This is a genomic window from Pseudoxanthomonas jiangsuensis (assembly GCF_010093185.1).
Classification (GTDB): Bacteria; Pseudomonadota; Gammaproteobacteria; order Xanthomonadales; family Xanthomonadaceae; genus Pseudoxanthomonas; species Pseudoxanthomonas jiangsuensis.
This window is the reverse complement of record NZ_PDWL01000016.1, coordinates 84,763-102,528: the sequence shown is the minus strand read 5'-3', so window position 1 is coordinate 102,528 and position 17,766 is coordinate 84,763. Positions and strand designations below refer to the sequence as shown.

The 17,766-nt window shown below is 72.1% G+C and carries 18 protein-coding genes; 14 read left to right on the top strand and 4 right to left on the bottom strand.

The genetic code is table 11. The features are described from left to right. The first annotated feature begins 186 nt into the window (after window positions 1-186). Both CSC62_RS11320 and CSC62_RS11315 read left to right on the top strand, forming a co-directional pair. A complete protein-coding gene (locus tag CSC62_RS11320) occupies window positions 187-594 on the top strand; it encodes a MerC domain-containing protein (RefSeq protein ID WP_425502019.1) in 408 nt (135 codons plus the stop codon). A 75-nt stretch (window positions 595-669) separates the two neighbouring features. Continuing rightward, the gene (locus CSC62_RS11315; RefSeq protein WP_162406378.1) at window positions 670-852 is read left to right on the top strand and encodes a 30S ribosomal protein THX; all 183 of its coding nucleotides are present in this window, start codon (window positions 670-672) and stop codon (window positions 850-852) included. Window positions 853-951: 99 nt separating this feature from the next. Here the strand turns inward: CSC62_RS11315 and hutI are convergent, their stop codons facing one another. After that, window positions 952-2,202, bottom strand: a complete 1,251-nt coding sequence (gene hutI, locus CSC62_RS11310; RefSeq protein ID WP_162406376.1) for an imidazolonepropionase — start codon at window positions 2,200-2,202, stop codon at window positions 952-954. A gap of 117 nt (window positions 2,203-2,319) precedes the next feature. Between hutI and CSC62_RS11305 the strand changes: the two genes are divergently transcribed. The 4 genes from CSC62_RS11305 to CSC62_RS11290 all read left to right on the top strand — a co-directional run bounded on the left by CSC62_RS11305 (window position 2,320) and on the right by CSC62_RS11290 (window position 7,706). Next, complete coding sequence (locus CSC62_RS11305; protein WP_162406374.1) at window positions 2,320-3,669, top strand: formimidoylglutamate deiminase; 1,350 nt, start codon at window positions 2,320-2,322, stop codon at window positions 3,667-3,669. A 272-nt stretch (window positions 3,670-3,941) separates the two neighbouring features. Then, entirely contained in the window at window positions 3,942-5,591 is a 1,650-nt protein-coding gene (locus tag CSC62_RS11300) for a serine hydrolase domain-containing protein (protein ID WP_162406372.1), read from the top strand. Between the two features lie 103 nt (window positions 5,592-5,694). Next, window positions 5,695-6,930 (top strand): sensor histidine kinase, encoded by a 1,236-nt coding sequence (locus tag CSC62_RS11295; RefSeq protein WP_246194367.1) that lies wholly within the window; start codon window positions 5,695-5,697, stop codon window positions 6,928-6,930. Further along, window positions 6,927-7,706, top strand: a complete 780-nt coding sequence (locus tag CSC62_RS11290) for a LytR/AlgR family response regulator transcription factor (protein WP_162406368.1) — start codon at window positions 6,927-6,929, stop codon at window positions 7,704-7,706. Before CSC62_RS11295 ends, CSC62_RS11290 begins: the two co-directional genes overlap by 4 nt. A gap of 10 nt (window positions 7,707-7,716) precedes the next feature. Here the strand turns inward: CSC62_RS11290 and trxA are convergent, their stop codons facing one another. Then, window positions 7,717-8,574, bottom strand: a complete 858-nt coding sequence (trxA, locus tag CSC62_RS11285) for a thioredoxin (protein ID WP_162406366.1) — start codon at window positions 8,572-8,574, stop codon at window positions 7,717-7,719. Between the two features lie 142 nt (window positions 8,575-8,716). Between trxA and CSC62_RS11280 the strand changes: the two genes are divergently transcribed. The 3 genes from CSC62_RS11280 to CSC62_RS11270 are packed head-to-tail and all read left to right on the top strand — an operon-like array spanning window position 8,717 to window position 9,992. Then, window positions 8,717-9,169: a hypothetical protein gene (locus CSC62_RS11280; protein WP_162406364.1), complete on the top strand. Its 453-nt coding sequence runs from the start codon at window positions 8,717-8,719 to the stop codon at window positions 9,167-9,169. Then, entirely contained in the window at window positions 9,166-9,387 is a 222-nt protein-coding gene (locus CSC62_RS11275) for a helix-turn-helix transcriptional regulator (protein ID WP_162406362.1), read from the top strand. Before CSC62_RS11280 ends, CSC62_RS11275 begins: the two co-directional genes overlap by 4 nt. Further along, window positions 9,384-9,992 carry a DUF998 domain-containing protein gene (locus tag CSC62_RS11270; RefSeq protein ID WP_246194365.1) on the top strand — a complete coding sequence of 203 codons (609 nt, stop codon included), beginning with the start codon at window positions 9,384-9,386 and terminating at the stop codon, window positions 9,990-9,992. The genes CSC62_RS11275 and CSC62_RS11270 overlap by 4 nt, the downstream gene beginning before the upstream one ends. On the opposite strand, the gene CSC62_RS11265 is transcribed toward CSC62_RS11270, so the two are convergent. Next, window positions 9,973-10,224: a SemiSWEET transporter gene (locus CSC62_RS11265; protein ID WP_162406360.1), complete on the bottom strand. Its 252-nt coding sequence runs from the start codon at window positions 10,222-10,224 to the stop codon at window positions 9,973-9,975. The genes CSC62_RS11270 and CSC62_RS11265 overlap by 20 nt on opposite strands. Next, window positions 10,221-11,546, bottom strand: a complete 1,326-nt coding sequence (locus CSC62_RS11260) for a metal-dependent hydrolase family protein (protein WP_162406358.1) — start codon at window positions 11,544-11,546, stop codon at window positions 10,221-10,223. Before CSC62_RS11260 ends, CSC62_RS11265 begins: the two co-directional genes overlap by 4 nt. Before the next feature lie 191 nt (window positions 11,547-11,737). Between CSC62_RS11260 and leuS the strand changes: the two genes are divergently transcribed. The 5 genes from leuS to rsfS all read left to right on the top strand — a co-directional run bounded on the left by leuS (window position 11,738) and on the right by rsfS (window position 17,730). After that, window positions 11,738-14,395 (top strand): leucine--tRNA ligase, encoded by a 2,658-nt coding sequence (gene leuS / locus CSC62_RS11255; RefSeq protein WP_162406356.1) that lies wholly within the window; start codon window positions 11,738-11,740, stop codon window positions 14,393-14,395. 486 nt (window positions 14,396-14,881) lie between these two features. Next, window positions 14,882-15,466: an LPS-assembly lipoprotein LptE gene (locus tag CSC62_RS11250; RefSeq protein ID WP_246194363.1), complete on the top strand. Its 585-nt coding sequence runs from the start codon at window positions 14,882-14,884 to the stop codon at window positions 15,464-15,466. A 14-nt stretch (window positions 15,467-15,480) separates the two neighbouring features. Then, entirely contained in the window at window positions 15,481-16,521 is a 1,041-nt protein-coding gene (holA, locus tag CSC62_RS11245; RefSeq protein WP_162406352.1) for a DNA polymerase III subunit delta, read from the top strand. A gap of 16 nt (window positions 16,522-16,537) precedes the next feature. Next, the gene (gene nadD / locus CSC62_RS11240; protein WP_162406350.1) at window positions 16,538-17,227 is read left to right on the top strand and encodes a nicotinate-nucleotide adenylyltransferase; all 690 of its coding nucleotides are present in this window, start codon (window positions 16,538-16,540) and stop codon (window positions 17,225-17,227) included. Between the two features lie 95 nt (window positions 17,228-17,322). Next, complete coding sequence (gene rsfS / locus CSC62_RS11235) at window positions 17,323-17,730, top strand: ribosome silencing factor (RefSeq protein ID WP_162406348.1); 408 nt, start codon at window positions 17,323-17,325, stop codon at window positions 17,728-17,730. The last annotated feature ends 36 nt before the right edge of the window (window positions 17,731-17,766 follow it).

Sequence of the window (17,766 nt, the reverse complement as noted above, 5' to 3'; positions counted from 1 at the left end):
GAAATGTGTTTTAGTTTTTTTTGACAGAAGAAGCCGGCATACGAGAGAGGAGCCCGTATCGTGGGCTCGGAGATGTGTATAAGACACCGGCGTTCGGGTGCATTCGGGGACGGGAGTGACGTGGAGGTTCGAATGTTATAATCTATCAATCACGTCGACCGCCACCCCCCAGAGGTCATGCCCCTCATGTCCGAAGACCACCGCCACCTGCTCGATCGTTTCGGTGCCACCGGTTCGCTGCTGTGCGCGATCCACTGCGCGCTGACGCCGTTGCTGCTGGCCGCGCTGCCGGCGCTGGGCCTGAGTGTCTGGTTCGACGGCAGCGTGGAGTGGGCGCTGGTCGCCTTCGTGACCCTGCTCGGCCTGTCGAGCCTGGGCTGGAGCTATCGCCGGCACCGTGCCCTGCGCGCGCTGGGCCTTCTGCTGCCCGGGCTGGGCGCGCTGTGGCTGGGCCTGCTGTACCCGCCCTTGCACGAGGCGGTGGTGCCGCACGCGGTGGTGATGACCTTCGGCGGCACCCTGGTCGGGCTGGCGCACCTGACCAACCTGCGGCTGAACCACGGCCACGTCCACGACGCCAGCTGCGCCCACTGAGGCCTGCGTGCTAGGCTTGCCCGCCTGACGCGCGCCTGCGCGCTCGCTATTTCATGAGAATCAAGGAGTTGAAAGATGGGCAAGGGTGACCGCAAGACCGCCAAGGGCAAGCGCTACAACGCCAGCTACGGCAACGCGCGCAGCCACGTTGGTACCCGTGCCGCCGCGGGCGCCGATGCGCCGGCGGCCCGCAAGACCGTCGTCAAGCCGGTGGCCAAGAAGGCCGTGGCCAAGAAGACGGTGGCCAAGGCCGGCTGAAGCCCGCCTCGCCTTCGCGATACCGGAAACGCGGCGCCTGGCGCCGCGTTTTTCGTTTGCGGCCCTCGTACCGCCGCGCTTGGCGCGGCGTAGCCGGTCCTACAGCAGACGGTGGGCGCCGCCGAGCTGGCGGCCGCCGATCCAGACCGAGGCGGCCAGTTCGCCGCCGAGCCAGTAGCCCAGCTCGGCCGGCTGGCCGATGTCCCACAGCACGAAGTCCGCGCGCAGCCCCGGCTGCAGGCGGCCGCGGTCGGCCAGGCCCAGCGCGCGCGCGCCGTTCACGGTGGCGCCGCGCAGGGCTTCCTCCGGGGTGAGCCGGAAATGGGTGCAGGCCAGCGCCATCGCCAGCCGCAGCGACTGCAGGGGCGAAGTCCCGGGGTTGCAGTCGGTGGCCACCGCCATCGGCACGCCGTGGGCGCGGAACGCCTCCAGCGGCGGCAGCTGCGTCTCGCGCAGGACGTGGAACGCGCCGGGCAGCAGCACCGCCACCGTGCCGGCCGCGGCCATCGCCCGCACCCCCGCCTCGGAGGTGTGCTCGACGTGGTCGGCCGACAGGCCGCCGAACTCCGCCACCAGCACGGCACCTGCGCCGTCGCTGAGCTGGTCGGCGTGCAGCTTCACCGGCAGGCCGAGCGCGCGCGCGGTTTCGAACACGCGCCGGGTCTGCGCCGGATCGAAGCCGATCCGCTCGCAGAACGCATCGACCGCGTCGACCAGGCCTTCGGCATGCAGCCGCGGCAGCCATTCGCACACGGCGTCGATGTAGGCGTCCGCGCGGCCGGCGAATTCCGGCGGCAGGGCATGGGCGCCGAGGAAGGTGGTGCGCACGTCCATGCCCAGGGTGGCGCCGATCCGGCGCGCGACCTGCAGCATCCGCCGTTCGCCGTCCAGGTCCAGGCCATAGCCGGACTTGATCTCGACCGTGGTCACGCCGTCGCCGAGCAGGGCGCGGGCGCGCGGCAAAGACTGCGCCAGCAGGGCCTCGGCATCGGCGCCGCGGGTGGCACGCACGGTGGAGGCGATGCCGCCGCCGGTACGGGCGATGTCCTCGTAGCTCGCGCCCTGCAGGCGCTGCTCGAACTCGCCGGCACGGTCGCCGCCGAACACCAGGTGGGTATGGCAGTCGACCAGTCCTGGGGTGACCCAGCGGCCGCCGGCGTCGAACAGTTCGCGGGCCAGCGCCGCGGGGGCGCCGGGCAGCTGCGCGCGCGGGCCGGCGAAGGCCAGTTGGCCATCCTGCCAGGCCAGGGCCCCGTCCTCGATCGCGCCATAGCCGGCGTCGCCCTGCAGGGTGGCCAGGCGGGCGTTGAGCAGCAGGCCGTCCCAGCGCGGCGCGGGTATGGGTTCCATCGCCGGATTGTATGCGGCGGACGCGCGCCTGCATGCAAGGCCGGCGCGGGTCCACCGCGTCCGGGTCCTGCGCCGCGGCGCATCGCCAGCGCCGCCGCTTCGGGCGAGAATGCTGGCATGGACGCGATACACGACGCCGCTTTGCTTTGGACCCCGGACGGCTGGCAGGCCGATGCCGGGCTGGCGGTCGCCGACGGGCGCTTCGGCCCCCTGCGTCGGGGCGAGCCCACCGGTTCCGGCGGCTGGCTGCTGCCGGGCATCCCGAACCTGCACTCGCACGCGTTCCAGCGGGCGATGGCCGGCCTGGCCGAGCGCCAGACCGACGTCCGCGATTCGTTCTGGACCTGGCGCGAGACCATGTACCGGATCGCCGCGCGCTTCGATCCGGACAGCCTGCAGGCGGTGGCCGCGCAGCTGTACGCGGAAATGCTGGAAGCCGGCTACACCACGGTCTGCGAGTTCCACTACCTGCACCATGCCTCCGACGGCCGGCCCTACGCCGATCCGGCGGCGATGTCGCAGGCGCTGATCGCCGCCGCGCGCGAGACCGGAATCCGCCTGACCCTTTTGCCGGTGCTGTACATGACCGGCGGCTTCGACGGCCGGCCGCTGTCGGAACGGCAGCGCCGCTTCGGCCACGATCTGGACGGCTTCCTGCGCCTGGTCCAGGACCTGCGCGGGCAGGAGGACGCGACCTTGCGCGTGGGCGTGGCCTTCCACAGCCTGCGCGCGGTGCCGCCGCAGGCGCTGGCCGCGGCACTGGCGGCCTTGCCGGCCGGGATCCCCTTGCACATCCACATCGCCGAGCAGATCGGCGAAGTGCAGGACTGCCTGGCCCTGCGCGACGCGCGGCCGGTGGAGTGGTTGCTGGCCAACGCCCCGGTCGACGCGCGCTGGACCCTGGTCCACGCCACCCACCTGACCGCGGAGGAGACCGCCGGCATCGCCCGCAGCGGCGCCACCGTGGCGATCTGTCCGACCACCGAGGCCAACCTCGGCGACGGCCTATTCCCCCTGCGCGACTACCTCGACGCCGGCGGCGCCTGGGGCATCGGTTCGGACTCGCACGTGTCGGTGTCACCGGTGGAGGAACTGCGTTGGCTGGAATACGGCCAGCGCCTGCACACCCGGCACCGCAACATCGCCGTCGGCGCGGCCGGCGGCAGCGTCGGCCAGACCCTGCTGCGCGGCCCGCTGGCCAGCGCCACGCAGGCGACCGGTCAGGCGCCGGGCGCGCTGGCGCCGGGCCTGGCCGCGGACTGGATCGAACTGGACCGGCAGGCGCCGGCCTTCGCCGGTGCGCGCCCGGAGGACGTGGTCGATCGCTGGCTGTTCGCCGGCAACCGGCCGCTGGTGCGCGAGGTTCACGTGGCCGGGCGAAGGGTGGTCGCCGAGGGCCGGCACCGCGACGCGGAGGCGATCGCTTCGCGCTACCGCGAGGCGGTGCAGACGCTGTTGGCGGACTGATCGGGCGGTTTTCCCTGTAGGAGCCGGTCTTGCCGGCGACCTTGGAGGCGGATGGATCGCTGGTACCCGGTTTCATGCAGACGGCTTCGCCATGGCGGTCGCCGGCAAGACCGGCTCCTACAAGGAAGCACGTGCAAGGCGTGGGGCTTGTACGCCACATTCGTCCTCCCGCGACCGGCGTCCGTCGCCGCCGGTGGGCGGTCCGTCGCAGTGGCCGATGGGGCGGGTGCGCAGGGGCCAGCATGGCGGCGTCCCGACACATTAGGTGCCCGATGAACGTCCATCCCGTCGCCCTGATCCTCGCCCTGTCCGCCTCCCTGGTCGCGCCGCCGGCATCCGCAGCGGCGATGGACGATGCCGCCTTGGCCGAGGTCGTGCGCCAGCGCCTACACGGCGACCGCACCGGCGCCTGCCTGGCGGTGGCGGTGGTGGAAAAGGACAACGTGGCGCGCAGCTTCCAGTGCGCCGATCCGGCCGACGCGGGCCGGATCGGTCCCGACAGCGCGTTCGAGATCGGCTCGGTCAGCAAGACCATGGTCGCCACCCTGCTGGCGCAGCTGGTCCTGGAGGGCAAGGGTTCGCTGGACGACACCCTGGCCTCCTGGCTGCCGCCGGGCACCCCGGTGCCCGACTGGCAGGGCCAGCCGATCCTGCTGCGCCACGTGGTCACCCACACCTCCGGCCTGCCGGCGCTGCCCTCGCGGCTGGGCGCAACGGGCATGGACGATCCCTACGCCAACCTCGATGCGGACGCCCTGCTGGCTTCGCTGGGCGATGCGAAGCTCGCCGCCGCGCCGGGGAGCGCGTTCGAGTACTCCAACTTCGCCTCGATGGTGCTGTCGTACGCGGTCGCGCGCCGCGCCGGCATGGATTTCGAGAGCCTGCTGCGGCAGCGCCTGTTCGTCCCGCTGGGCATGGACGGCGCCTACGTCGATGCGCCGCCGCCCGAGGGCGTGCGCGCCGCCATCGGGCACACCCCCAACCGCAGGCCGACCCCGGCCTGGCACTTTGCCACCGACCTGGCCGGCGTCGGCGGCGTGCGCGCGACCCTGGAGGACATGGTCAGGTACGTGCAGGCCGGGCTGGGCTGGCGGGGCGAGGCGCTGCAGCCGGCGTTGCGGCTGACCCACGCACCGCTCTCGCAACAGCCGCCGATGGCGATGAACTGGATGCTGGCGCGGGCCGGCGAACGCCAGGTGCTGGTCCACGAGGGCGGCACCGGCGGCTTCTCCGCGTTCGTGGCGATCGATCCGCAGCGCGGGCGCGGGGTGGTGATCCTGTCCGACACCACCTGGAACTCGATCGGCAGCCTGGGCAGCCTCGGCCAGCACCTGGTCGACGAGAGCTTCCCGCTGGGCAAGCCGCGGCGCGAGGTGGCGGCCGATCCGGCCCTGCTGCAGGCGCTGGCCGGCGAGTACCAATTGCAGGGCGGGATGAAGATGACCCTGCGCACGCGCGAAGGCAGGCTCCATGTCCAGGCCGAGGGCCAGGGCGAGTACGCGATGGGCCACGACGACGCCGGCGACTTCTATCCGCTGGAACTGGATGCGGTGCTGCATCCGCTGCGCAAGGCCGATGGCCGCTACGGCTTCACCTGGATGCAGATGGGCGCGATGGTGCCGGCCACCCGGATCGAGCCGGGCGCGGCCGCGCCCCCGGCGCCGACGGCCGAGGCGCTGCGCGGCTACGCCGGCGACTATCCGTTGCTGCCCGGCTTCTCGCTGGCGGTGCGCGAACAGGGCGGCGTGCTGACGGCGCAGGCCACCGGCCAGGGCGCGTTCCCTTTGCAGGCCACCGCGGCCGATACCTTCGAGGCGGCCGCGTTCGGCATCGAGATCCGTTTCCTGCGCGATGCCGCCGGTGAGGTGCAGTCGCTGGAACTGCACCAGGGCGGCCAGGTGCTGCGCGGCCGCCGCGAATGAGGCGGTCGACGTTGATGGATGGCCCCGGCGACCGGATCATCGGCACGACCGTGCCGGCGATGCCGACACCGGTAGGATCGATGCGAAAGGAAGGGTGGAACGCGTGAGTGCAGGTCCCGGCTATTCCCTGCGGCAGGCCTTGCCGGCCGAAGTGCTGATTGGCGGCAACGCGGTGTGGAGCCGCTATCGCCAGTACCCGGTGTTCAGCGCGCGCTGGCTGGCCGGGCGCAGCCTGCTGTTCTGCAGCGTGATCGCCGTGGTGGTGGTCTTCACCGGTACTGGCATCAGCCTGGCGCTCCAGGATCCGGGCGTCGGCCTGAGGGTCGCGCTCACCCAGTTCGCCGCGTTCGGCCTGATGGCGATGCTCGGGCCGGCACTGGCCACCCTGGTGCGCCACCGGCGCTGGCCGGAAGCGCGCGAGCGCAAGGCGGTGGTGCTGGCGGTGCTGGCCGGCATGGTGCTGAGCTACGGCATCGACCGGGTGGCCTCGGCCTACGTGGAGGCGCTGGTCCACCCGGGCCTGGCGGCGCTGGGCATGACCCCGCCCAGGCCGCCGGAGCCGGGCGCCGCGCTCAAGGCGTTCGGCATGGCGCTCAACGTGGCGGCGCTGGTGCTGGTCTATGGCCTGTTCGGTGGTGGCCTGGCCCTGCGCGCCTACTTCAGCGAGCGCCGGCGCTGGGACGGGCACCGCCATGCGCAGGCGCTGCACGCGCTGGAAAGCCGGGTGCACGAAGCCGACCTGCGCCTGGGCGTACTGCAGGCGCAGGTGGAACCGCATTTCCTGTTCAACACCCTGGCCTCGGTGCGCGCTCTGGTGCGCCAGGACCCGGCCCAGGCCGAGGCTACCCTGGACGCGCTGGTGGACTTCCTGCGCGCCAGCATCCCGCGCCTGCGCGATGGCCGCGGCCTGGAGACCACCCTGGGCCAGCAGCTGGACCTGTGCGCCAGCTACCTGGCGCTGATGCAGGTACGCACCGGCGACCGCCTGGCCTGGTCGGTGCCGGATGCGCCGGAGCTGCGCGCGCTGGCGTTCCCGCCCTCCTTGCTGATCACCCTGGTGGAGAACGCGGTCAAGCACGGGATCGAACCGCGGCCGGGCCCCGGCCGGATCGACGTCCGTGCGCATCGGGAGGGCGACGCGCTCGAGGTCCGGGTGGAGGACGACGGCGCCGGGCTGCAGCCGGGCCTGGGCAGCGGCATGGGCCTGGCCAATGTGCGCGAGCAGCTGGCGCAGCGCTTCGGCGCGCAGGCCTCGCTGGAGCTGCAGCCGCGCGCGGGCGGCGGGGTGGTGGCCCGCTTGCGGCTCCCGGTGCCGGAACCGGTGGGAGTGCGCGCATGAGCGCGGCGCGCATCACCGGCCTGCTGGCCGAGGACGAGGCGCCGCAGCGCCGCGCGCTGATCGAGCAGCTGGGCCGCGCCTGGCCGGAACTGGAGCTGGTCGCGGTCTGCGAGGACGGATTGCAGGCGCTGGAGGCGGTGCAGGCGTGGCGACCGCAGGTCGCCTTCCTGGACATCCGCATGCCCGGCGTCGGCGGCCTGGACGTGGCCCGCGCGGTGGCGGCGCACGGTGGCCTGGTCGCGTTCACCACGGCCTACGACGACTACGCGGTGCGCGCGTTCGAGGCCGGCGCGGTCGACTACCTGCTCAAGCCGGTGCAGCCGGCGCGGCTGGAGCAGGCGGTCGAGCGGCTGCGCATGCGCCTGGACGAGCGCCGCGGCGGCGATCCCGGCGCCGGGCTACAGGCGCTGATCGACGGCCTGGAGTCGCGGCTGCGCCCGCGCGGCGAGCGCCTGATCCGCTGGATCAGCGCCAGCGCGGGCGACAGCGTGCGCATGTTCGGGATCGAGGACGTGCTGTTCTTCCAGGCCCAGGAGAAATACGTGCGGGTGGTCGCCGCCGACGGCGAAGGCGTGATCCGCACGCCGCTCAAGGAACTGCTGGCGGGCCTGGACCCGGACGAGTTCTGGCAGGTGCACCGCGGCACGGTGGTGCGGGTGCGGGCGATCGAGCGGGTATCGAAGAACGAACTGGGCCGGCACGGCCTGAGCCTGAAGGGACATTCCGAGCGGCTGCCGGTGAGCGGTGCGTTCCTGCACCGCTTCCGCGGGATGTGACGGGCGGGCGTCAGAACAGCAGCGAGGCCATCTTCCGCCGGTACTGGCCGACCAGGTCCTCGTCCTCGACGATCCGGAAGGCGTCGATCAGCGCCTTCTTCGGTAGGCCGTCCTGGTAGCCGCGGTCGCGGCGCAGCATCTCGATCAGCTGCTCCAGGCCGGCCGCGGCGTCGCCGTCGACCAGGTGGTGCACGGCCAGCAGGTGGCGGGCCTTGAGGTCACCGGGATCGGCGGCCACCGCCTGTTCCAGCACCGCCGCCGGCGGCGCGTCCTTGAGCAGGGCGGCGAAGCCCAGGCGCGCACGCGCGCGCACCGCGCGGTCGTCGGTGGCCAGGTTGGCCGGCAGCGCATCGAGCAGCTGCTCGGCCTCGGCCGCCGCGCCGGTCCTGAGCAGGGCCAGGGCCAGGTCGAGCTTGAGCTCGTCCTGGTCCGGCGCGTCCTGCACCGCGTGGCGCAGGCGCACCACCTCGGCGTGCGGGTCCAAAGGCGCTTCCTCGGCGGGCGCGTCCTCCGCACCTGCCTGCGGCTCGACTCCGTGCTGCTGCAGGAACTGGCGCAGCTGGCCTTCCGGCAGGGCGCCCTGGAAGGCGTCCACCGGCTGCCCGCCGACCACCAGGAACACGGTCGGCACCGAGCGGATCTGGAAGGCGGCGGCGATCTCGCGCTGCTGGTCCACGTCGACCTTGGCCAGGACGAAGGCGCCGCCGTACTCGCCGGCCAGCTTCTCCAGCACCGGGGTCAGCGATTTGCACGGCCCGCACCAGGTCGCCCAGAAGTCGACCAGCACCGGCGTCTGCAGCGATTTCTGCAGGACCTCGGTCTCGAAACTGTCGGCGGTGACGTCGATGACGTGGGGCAGGTCGGCCATGGGGGGAGTTCCGGATGCGGTGGGGAATGGCGCCGAGATGGTGCCGGGGGCGGCAGCTTACAAGCGGATGTAAGGTGTAGTTGACATTCTGAGTTCGCGATGTAAATTCAAGATTACATTTTGTTGGCTATGGATGACTTCGATGGGATCGCTGATCGCCGGGCTGGTCGAGTCGATGAACAAGCAGGAAAGGATCGCCTGGCTGGGGGCGGCGGTGTTCTCGACGATGTCGGCCTATCTGGCCTGGCACCTGTTCGCCGGCAACGGGGAAGCACTGGAGCTGGTGCGCGGCCGGATCGGCCACGGCTTCCTCCTGTTCGTCGCCGGCTACTGGTGGATCAGCCGGCGCATGCGCGGCCCGCTGGTCGACGAGCGCGACCGCCAGATCGCCCACCACGCGCTCCAGGCCGGATACGCCGGGTTGGGGCTGTCCCTGTACGTGACAGCCACCCTGGTCGGCCTGGACGATTACTACTCCTTCGCCGGCAGTCGTTCGCCCGCCTGGCAGGAGAATTTCCTGGTGCTGTGTATGGTTTCGTCGCTGGCGCTGGGTTCCTGGGTGCGAGTGTTCCACTACTGGCGCGACCGCCGATGAGCGGCGCCGCCACCCCGGTCGGCAACGACATCCGCCGCTGGCGCTTCGAGCGCGGGGAGATGACCCAGCAGGCGCTGGCCGATGCGTGCGGGGTCACCCGTCAGACCATCATCGCGCTGGAGGCCGGGCGTTACGCGCCTTCGCTGGAACTGGCCTTCCGCATCGCCCGCGCTTTCGGTGTCGGCCTTGAGGAGGTGTTCCATTGGAGGGAGGCGTGAAGCGCCATCGTTCTGGACAGGTGATCGTCCTGGTCGCGATCGCCGGCATGGTGGTCGCGGCGGCCGCGTCGGGCGCGGCGGTGGAGGGCTATTCGCATGGGCGCCATCCGCTGGCCTGGCTGGGCGCGGTGCAACTGGGCACGGCGGGCACGCTGTTCGGCGTGTTCGGCTTCCTCCTGCCCGGGCTGGCGGCGGCCTGGATCGCCTGGGGCCTGCGTGCGGCCTTGCCGGCCGGCAGCGGCTGGATCGCGGGGATCGGCGCGCAACTGGCATTGCTGGCGGCATTGGCCTTCGCCGCGCAGGGACTGCTGCCGCTGGACCTGGAGAATGCCGACGGCGGCGCCGGCCGCGGCCACGCCGCCGCCTGGCTGGGATGGGCGCTGGCCTTCCCGCTGGGCGGCCTGGCGCTGGCGGCCGGACTGCGCGACAGCAATGGAGGACGCCGTCTCGCCGGATGGTCGCTGCTGGCCGGGGCGCTGGTGCTGGCGGGCTGTTTCCTGGTCGGCGGCTGGATCGGCGCGGCCCTGGCCCAGCGTCTGGCGATCGCCGCCTGGCTGGGCTGGAGCCTGGCCGCGGCGCGCGCGCTCAGCCATGGCGCAGCTTGAGCGTCAGGATCAGCACGGCCAGCGCCAGGGTGACGATGTTGGACAGGATCATCGGCCAGGAACCGAGCGCGATCCCGTAGGCCAGCCAGAAGCACAGGCCCACGGTGAACACCAGGTACATGCCCAGCGAGATCGCGCGGGTGTCGCGCGTGCGCAGGGTCTTCACCGCCTGCGGCACGAACGCCACCGTGGTCAGGGTGGCGGCGACATAGCCCAGCCACTCGCCGTTCATGGCGCCGCACCCGGCGCCTTGTACACCACCCCGTCCTTCATCACGAAGGCCACGTCCATGACCACGCCGATGTCGGCCAGCGGGTCGCCGGGCACGGCGACGATGTCAGCGCGCTTGCCGGGCTCGAGCGTGCCCTGGTCGTCCACGCCCAGCACCTCGGCCGCGCGCACGGTGGCGCTCTGCAGGGCCGCGGCCGCCGGCATCCCGGCCTCGACCATGTACAGGAACTCGCGCGCGTTCTCGCCGTGCGGGCCCACACCCATGTCGGTGCCGAAGCCGATCTTCACCCCGGCCCGGTACGCGCGGGCGAAGGTGTCCTGGATCAGCGCGCCGATCCGCGCGGCCTTGGGCCGCACCACCTCGGGGAAGTAGCCGTCGATCTTCGCCTTGTCGGCGACGAAGCGCCCGGCCGAGATCGTCGGCACGTACCAGGTGCCGTGCCGCTTCATCAGCGCGACGATCTCCTCGTCCATGTAGGTGCCGTGCTCGATGCTGGTCACCCCGGCCAGCACCGCGCGCTTCATGCCTTCGGCGCCGTGCGCGTGCGCGGCCACCCGGTAGCCGTAGTCGCGGGCGGTGGCGACGATCGCGCCGATCTCGTCCTCGGTGAACTGCGGCGCGTCGCCGGAGCGGGCGTAGCTGAGCACGCCGCCGGTGGCGGTGATCTTGATCACGTCGCTGCCTTCCTTGTAGCGCTGGCGCACGGCCTGGCGGGCCTGTTCGACCGAGTTGATCACGCCCTCGGTCGGCCCCGGCGGGCCGAGCAGGTGCGAGAGCAGCGAGTTGTAGCCGTTGGTCGGGTCGGCATGGCCGCCGGTGGTGGCGATCGACTTGCCGGCGGCGAAGATCCGCGGACCGCGCACCCGGCCCTGGGCGATCGCGTCGCGCAGGTGCGGGGCGACCTCGCCGCCGAGGTCGCGCACGCTGGTGAAGCCGGCCAGCAGGGTCTTCTCGGCGTAGCCGACGCTGCGGAAGGCGTAGTCGACCGGGTCCAGGCGGAAGCCCTCGGCGTAGCTCTGCGGCCCGGACTGGTCCTCCAGGTGCACGTGCAGATCGGTCCAGCCGGGGGTGCAGGTGTGCCCGCGCAGATCCACCGCGCCGGCGCCGGAAACGGCGGGGATGCCGGCGCTCACCGCGGCGATCCGGCCCTCGCGCACGCTCACCGTGTGCGGCCCGAGCAGGCGGCCTTCGCGCGCCTCGAACAGGCGGCCGCAGTGCAGTTCCAGCGGGGCGGCCGCTTCGGCGTCGTCGGCGCGGGCCGGCGTGGCGGCGAGGACGGCGGTGGCCAGCAGCGAAGCCAGCGGCAGCAGGGCGGGGCGCATGCACGGATCTCCAGGCGGAGCGGGGTGGGCTGCGAGGATGAACGGGCGATGGTCGCGCCGGCAACCATGGCCGGCCGCGGATCGACCATACGCGGCCGGAGCCGCAGGCATGGACAGGCGGCCGTTCAGGTGGAGCGGGATGCTGCGCTGCGGTACCCTTGCCGACTTTGCCGCAGCCGCCGCGACCTGCAATGTCCGCCGTTCCCGAAAACGTCTCCGCCTACGATCCCCGCCCGGTCGAGTCCGCCGCCCAGAACTTCTGGGACGCCACCCGCGCCTTCGAGGTGGACGAAAGCTCCGACAAGCCCAAGTACTACTGCCTGTCGATGCTGCCGTATCCGTCCGGCGCCCTGCACATGGGCCACGTGCGCAACTACACCATCGGCGACGTGATCAGCCGCTACAAGCGCATGACCGGGCACAACGTGCTGCAGCCGATGGGCTGGGACGCGTTCGGCCTGCCGGCGGAGAACGCGGCGATCAAGAACAAGGTCCCGCCGGCGAAGTGGACCTACAAGAACATCGAGCACATGCGCAGCCAGCTCAAGTCGCTGGGCTACGCCATCGACTGGTCGCGCGAGTTCGCCACCTGCACCCCGGACTACTACGTCCACGAGCAGCGCATGTTCACCCGGCTGATGCGCAAGGGCCTGGCCTACCGCAAGAACTCGGTGGTGAACTGGGACCCTGTGGACCAGACCGTGCTGGCCAACGAGCAGGTGATCGACGGCCGCGGCTGGCGCTCCGGCGCGCTGGTGGAGAAGCGCGAGATCCCGCAGTGGTTCCTGCGCATCACCGACTACGCCCAGGAACTGCTGGACGGCCTGGACCAGTTGCCGGGCTGGCCGGATTCGGTCAAGACCATGCAGCGCAACTGGATCGGCCGCTCGGAAGGGCTGGAGATCCAGTTCGAGGTGGTCCACCCCGCCGGCGCCGCGCTGGAGCCGATCCGGGTGTTCACCACCCGTCCGGACACGCTGATGGGCGTGACCTTCGTGTCGATCGCCGGCGAGCATCCGCTGGCGCTGAAGGCGGCCGCGTCCAACCCGGCGCTGGCCGCGTTCCTGGAGGAGCTCAAGCACGGCGGCGTGTCCGAGGCCGAGCTCGAGACCCAGGAAAAGCGCGGCATGGATACCGGCCTGAAGGCCGTGCATCCGGTCACCGGCGAGCAGGTGCCGGTGTGGGTGGCCAACTTCGTGCTGATGGGCTACGGCACCGGCGCGGTGATGGCGGTGCCCGGCCACGACCAGCGCGACTTCGAGTTCGCCAACAAGTACGCCCTGCCGATCGTGCAGGTGATCGCGCTGAAGGCGCCGAAGAACGAGGACGAGAAGGCCTGGGACGCCACCACCTGGCGCGACTGGTACGGCGACAAGAGCCGCGAGGACCTGGAACTGGTCAACTCCGGCGAGTTCGATGGCCTGGACTTCCGCGGCGCCTTCGAGGCGCTGGCCGAGCGCTTCGAGCGCAAGGGCCAGGGCCAGCGCCGGGTCAACTACCGCCTGCGCGACTGGGGGGTGAGCCGCCAGCGCTACTGGGGCTGCCCGATTCCGGTGATCTACTGCGAGGCCTGCGGCGCGGTGCCGGTGCCCGAGGACCAGCTGCCGGTGGTGCTGCCGGAGGACGTGGAGTTCAGCGGCACGGGTTCGCCGATCAAGACCGACCCGCAGTGGCGCGCGACCACCTGCCCGGACTGCGGCGGCCCGGCCGAGCGCGAGACCGACACCTTCGACACCTTCATGGAGTCGAGCTGGTACTACGCGCGCTACACATCGCCGAAAGCCAGGGACATGGTCGACAAGCGCGGCAACTACTGGCTGCCGGTGGACCAGTACATCGGCGGCATCGAGCACGCGATCCTGCACCTGATGTACTTCCGCTTCTACCACAAGCTCCTGCGCGACGCCCGGCTGGTGGACAGCGACGAGCCGGCGACCAACCTGCTGACCCAGGGCATGGTCATCGCCGAGACCTATTACCGGCAGAACCCGGACGGATCGAAGGACTGGATCAACCCGGCCGAGGTGGACGTGCAGCGCGACGAGCGCGGCCGCATCGCCGGCGCGGTGCTGCGCGCCGACGGCCAGCCGGTGCTGGTCGGCGGCACCGAGAAGATGTCCAAGTCCAAGAACAACGGCGTCGACCCGCAGGCGATGGTGGACAAGTACGGGGCCGACACCGTGCGCCTGTTCTCGATGTTCGCCGCCCCGCCGGAGCAGTCGCTGGAGTGGAACGAGGCCGGCGTCGACGGCATGGCCCGCTTCCTGCGCCGGCTGTGGACCCAGGTGCAGAAGCATGCGGCCGACGGCGCGGTGCCGGCCCCGGCGTTCGATGCCGCGGCGCTGGACGCCGGGCAGAAGGCCCTGCGCCGCAAGACCCACGAGACCATCGAGAAGGTCGGCGACGACTACGGCCGCCGCCACAGCTTCAACACCGCCATCGCCGCGGTGATGGAACTGATGAACGCGGTGGCGAAGTTCGACGACGGCAGCGACGCCGGCCGCGGCGTGCGCCAGGAAGCGCTGGAGGCGGCGGTGCTGCTGCTCAACCCGATCACCCCGCATTCCAGCCACGCCCTGTGGCAGGTGCTGGGCCACGCCGAGGCCTTGCTGGAGGACGTGCCGTTCCCGCAGGTCGACCCGGCCGCGCTGGTCCGTGACGCCCTGACCCTGGCGGTGCAGGTCAACGGCAAGCTGCGCGGCACGATAGAAATAGCCGCCGACGCTCCGCGCGAGCAGATCGAGGCCTTGGCCAAGGCCGAGCCGAACACCGCCAAGTACCTGGAAGGCCTGGCGGTGCGCAAGGTGATCGTGGTGCCGGGCAAGATCGTCAACATCGTCGCGGCTTGATCCGCCGCAGGCGGATCAAGCCCCAAAGTTCCGCGTGCGGAACTTTGGGCCCCACGCCTTGAGCTTCCAACCCCCATTCGCGCTATGCGCGAATCGCCCCCGACTCGGGGGCTGGGCGACTCCGGTGGTTGCGCTTTTCCTGTAGGAGCCGGTCTTGCCGGCGACCGCCATGGCTGACGGATCGCTGGCAGAGGGTTTCCACTTGGCGGTCGCCGGCAAGACCGGCTCCTACAAGAAGCGGCCAGACCGGCTGGAAGCGTTCCGGTGCGGTGCCTGCCGACGGGAAGTAAAGGAGGAGATCCTGGCCGCAGGCCGGGATCGGGGGACATGAGTGGCGGCAGGCATCGTGCCGGAACGCCGCTGCCATGCTTCCCGAACGCTGCGCGCCCATCTCAACCCGCGTTCACGCGCCATGCGGCACCCTGCGCGCCTGTTGCCGCTCCCGGCCGGCTCGTCCAGACTTCCCCCATGATCCGAACCGCGTCGATGCCTTCCCGGCTCCTGCTCGTCCTGACCGCCGCCCTGGCCCTGGCCGGCTGCGGCTTCCACCTGCGCGACCGCCTGGCCCTGCCCGAGGACACCCCGCCGGTGCAGGTGATCTCCACCACGCCCTACAGCGAACTGGTGACCATCCTCGAGCGCAACCTGCGCAACGCCGGCGCCAAGGTGGCCGAGGCCGAGGCCAAGAAGGGCGACGTGGCCCGCCTGGAGGTGGTGTCCGAGCGCTGGGGCGATCTGCCGATCGCCATCGACGAGCGCGGCCGTGCCCAGGAATTCAGCCTGCGCTACGCCACCATCTTCTCCTTCCGCCTGGCCGACGGCACCGAGCTGGTGCCGCAGCAGTCGGTCGAGCTGGCCCGCGACTACGTCTCCCCGCCGGAAGACGCCACCGGCACCAGCACCGAGCGCGAGATCCTGGCCGACGAACTGCGCCGCGAGATGGCCGCCTCGATCCTGCGCCGGGTCGACAGCGTGGTCCGCGCCGACCAGGGCCGCCTGCGCGGCGCGCCGCCGGTGCTGCCGGAAGCGCCGGCGGGCGCTCCGGTCTCCGCGCCCGCCTCCACGCCCTGAGCGGGCGCGGGCCGATGGAACTGCGCCCCGACCAGCTGGTCGCCCAGGCCGGCAAGCAGCCCTTGCAGCCGGCCTACCTGATCGCCGGCCCGGAGACCCTGCACGTGCTCGAGGCCGCCGACGCGGTCCGCGCCCGCGCCCGCGCCGACGGCGCCGAGCGCGAGGTGTTCGAGCTGGACGGCCGCGACATCGACTGGGACGCGCTGTCGGCCAGCTTCTCCGCGCCGGGGCTGTTCGCCTCGCGGCGGCTGATCGAGGTGCGCCTGCCCTCGGGCAAGCCGGGCAAGGTCGGTGCCGAGGTGATCTCCGGCTTCTGCGCCGATCCGCCGCCCGACACCCACCTGATGATCGTCGCCGACGAGTGGAGCAAGGCCCACCAGACCAAGTGGGTCGAGGCTCTGTCGCGCTGCGGAGTGGTGTCCATCGCCTGGGCGCTCAAGCCGCACGAGCTGGCCGGCTGGATCGACCGCCGCCTGCGCGAGCGCGGCCTGCGCGCCACCCCCGAAGCGGTGCAGGGCCTGGCCGAGCGGGTGGAGGGCAACCTGCTGGCCGCCGCCCAGGAGATCGACAAGCTGGCCCTGCTGGCGCCGGAAGGCACCCTGGACCTGGAGGCGATGCAGTCGCTGGTCGCCGACGCCGCCCGCTACGACGTGTTCCGGCTGGTCGAATCGGCCCTGTCCGGCCAGGCCGCGCAGGTGCGGCGCATGCTCGCCGGACTGCGCGCCGAAGGCGAGCAGGTGGCCGGGCTGATGCCGATGGTGATCCGCGAGCTGCTGCGCGCCGCCGCCCTGGCCCGGGCCCAGGCGCGCGGCGCCAACCTGGCCGCGGAGATGAAGTCGCAGGGCCTGTGGGAAGCACGCCAGGCGCCGTTCAAGCGCGCCCTGCAGCGCCACGCCACCCCGTTGCGCTGGAACCGCCTCGCCGCCTACGCCTCGCGCGTGGACCGCGCCGCCAAGGGCCGCGCCGCCGGCGACCCGTGGCAGCTGCTCGAACGCCTGCTGCTGGCGATCGCCGAGACGCCGGCGACGCGTCTGCTGGCCGGCGCGGCGCGCTGAGCGGCGACACCCGATCATGGAGCGTCCCGTCACCGAGCAGGCGGCTACGGCGCCGGTGCGCGGGCTGACCCTCTGGTACGGCGGCACCTTCGATCCGGTCCACGAAGGCCACCTGGCCATCGCCCGAGCCGCGGCCGAGGCCTTCGGCGTGGCCGCGACCCTGGTCCCGGCCGCCGATCCGCCGCACCGTGCCGCCACCGGCGCCAGCGCGGCGCAGCGTGCGCGCATGCTCGACCTGGCCGCCGCCGGCGACCCGCGGCTGCGGGTGGACCGGCGCGAGCTGCACCGCGCCGGGCCGTCCTGGACCATCGACACCCTGCGCGAACTGCGTGCCGAACTCGGCGCGCAGGCACCGCTGGCGCTTTTGCTGGGCGCCGACAGCTTCCGTTCCCTGCCGACCTGGAAGGCGTGGCGGGAGCTGCCGGCGCTGGCCCACTTCGTGGTTGCCGCGCGCGAGACCGGCGGCGACCTGGACGACCTGCCGCCGGAGCTGGAGGCGTGGGCCGCCGCGCGCTGGAGCGGAGATCCGTCCGACCTGGCGGCATCGCCCGCGGGCCGGATCCTGCGCCTGCACCAGCCCTTGCGCCCCGAATCGGCCACCACGGTGCGCCGGGCGATCGCCGCCGGCGACCCGGCCTGGCGCGCCTGGGTACCGGCCGCGGTGGCCGGCTTCATCGAGGCCGAAGGGCTGTACCGCGGCGGCTGAGCCGTCCTGCAGCCGTCCCGGGCCCGTGAATACGGCCTGCACCGGGCGGCCCGGTATAATCGCGTCGTCCTTCCCGTGTCCCGACCGAGCCCCACTTGAGCAGCCAAGCCCACGTCATCAAGACCCGCCTTCCCGACCCGCCGCCGCCCGTGGACACGCTGCTGGCCAGCGTCCGCACCGCGGTCGACGAGATCAAGGGCAAGGATGTGGTCGAGATCGACGTGCGCGGCAAGACCAGCGTCACCGACCACCTGGTGATCGTCTCGGGCACCTCGACCCGGCACGTGAAGTCGATCGCCGACGAGGTGATCCGCTTCGCCAAGCAGCTAGGCGCGATGCCGCTGGGCGTGGAGGGCGAGCGCGAGGCCGAGTGGGTGCTGGTCGACCTGGGCGACGTGATCGTCCACGTGATGCTGCCGCGGGTGCGCGAGTTCTACGCGCTGGAGCGGCTGTGGACCGTCGGCGACCAGCCGCGCCAGGACGACGAAGACGACCAGGACTGACGCGTTGGCGGCAGTTCCCGGCGGACGACGCGGCAG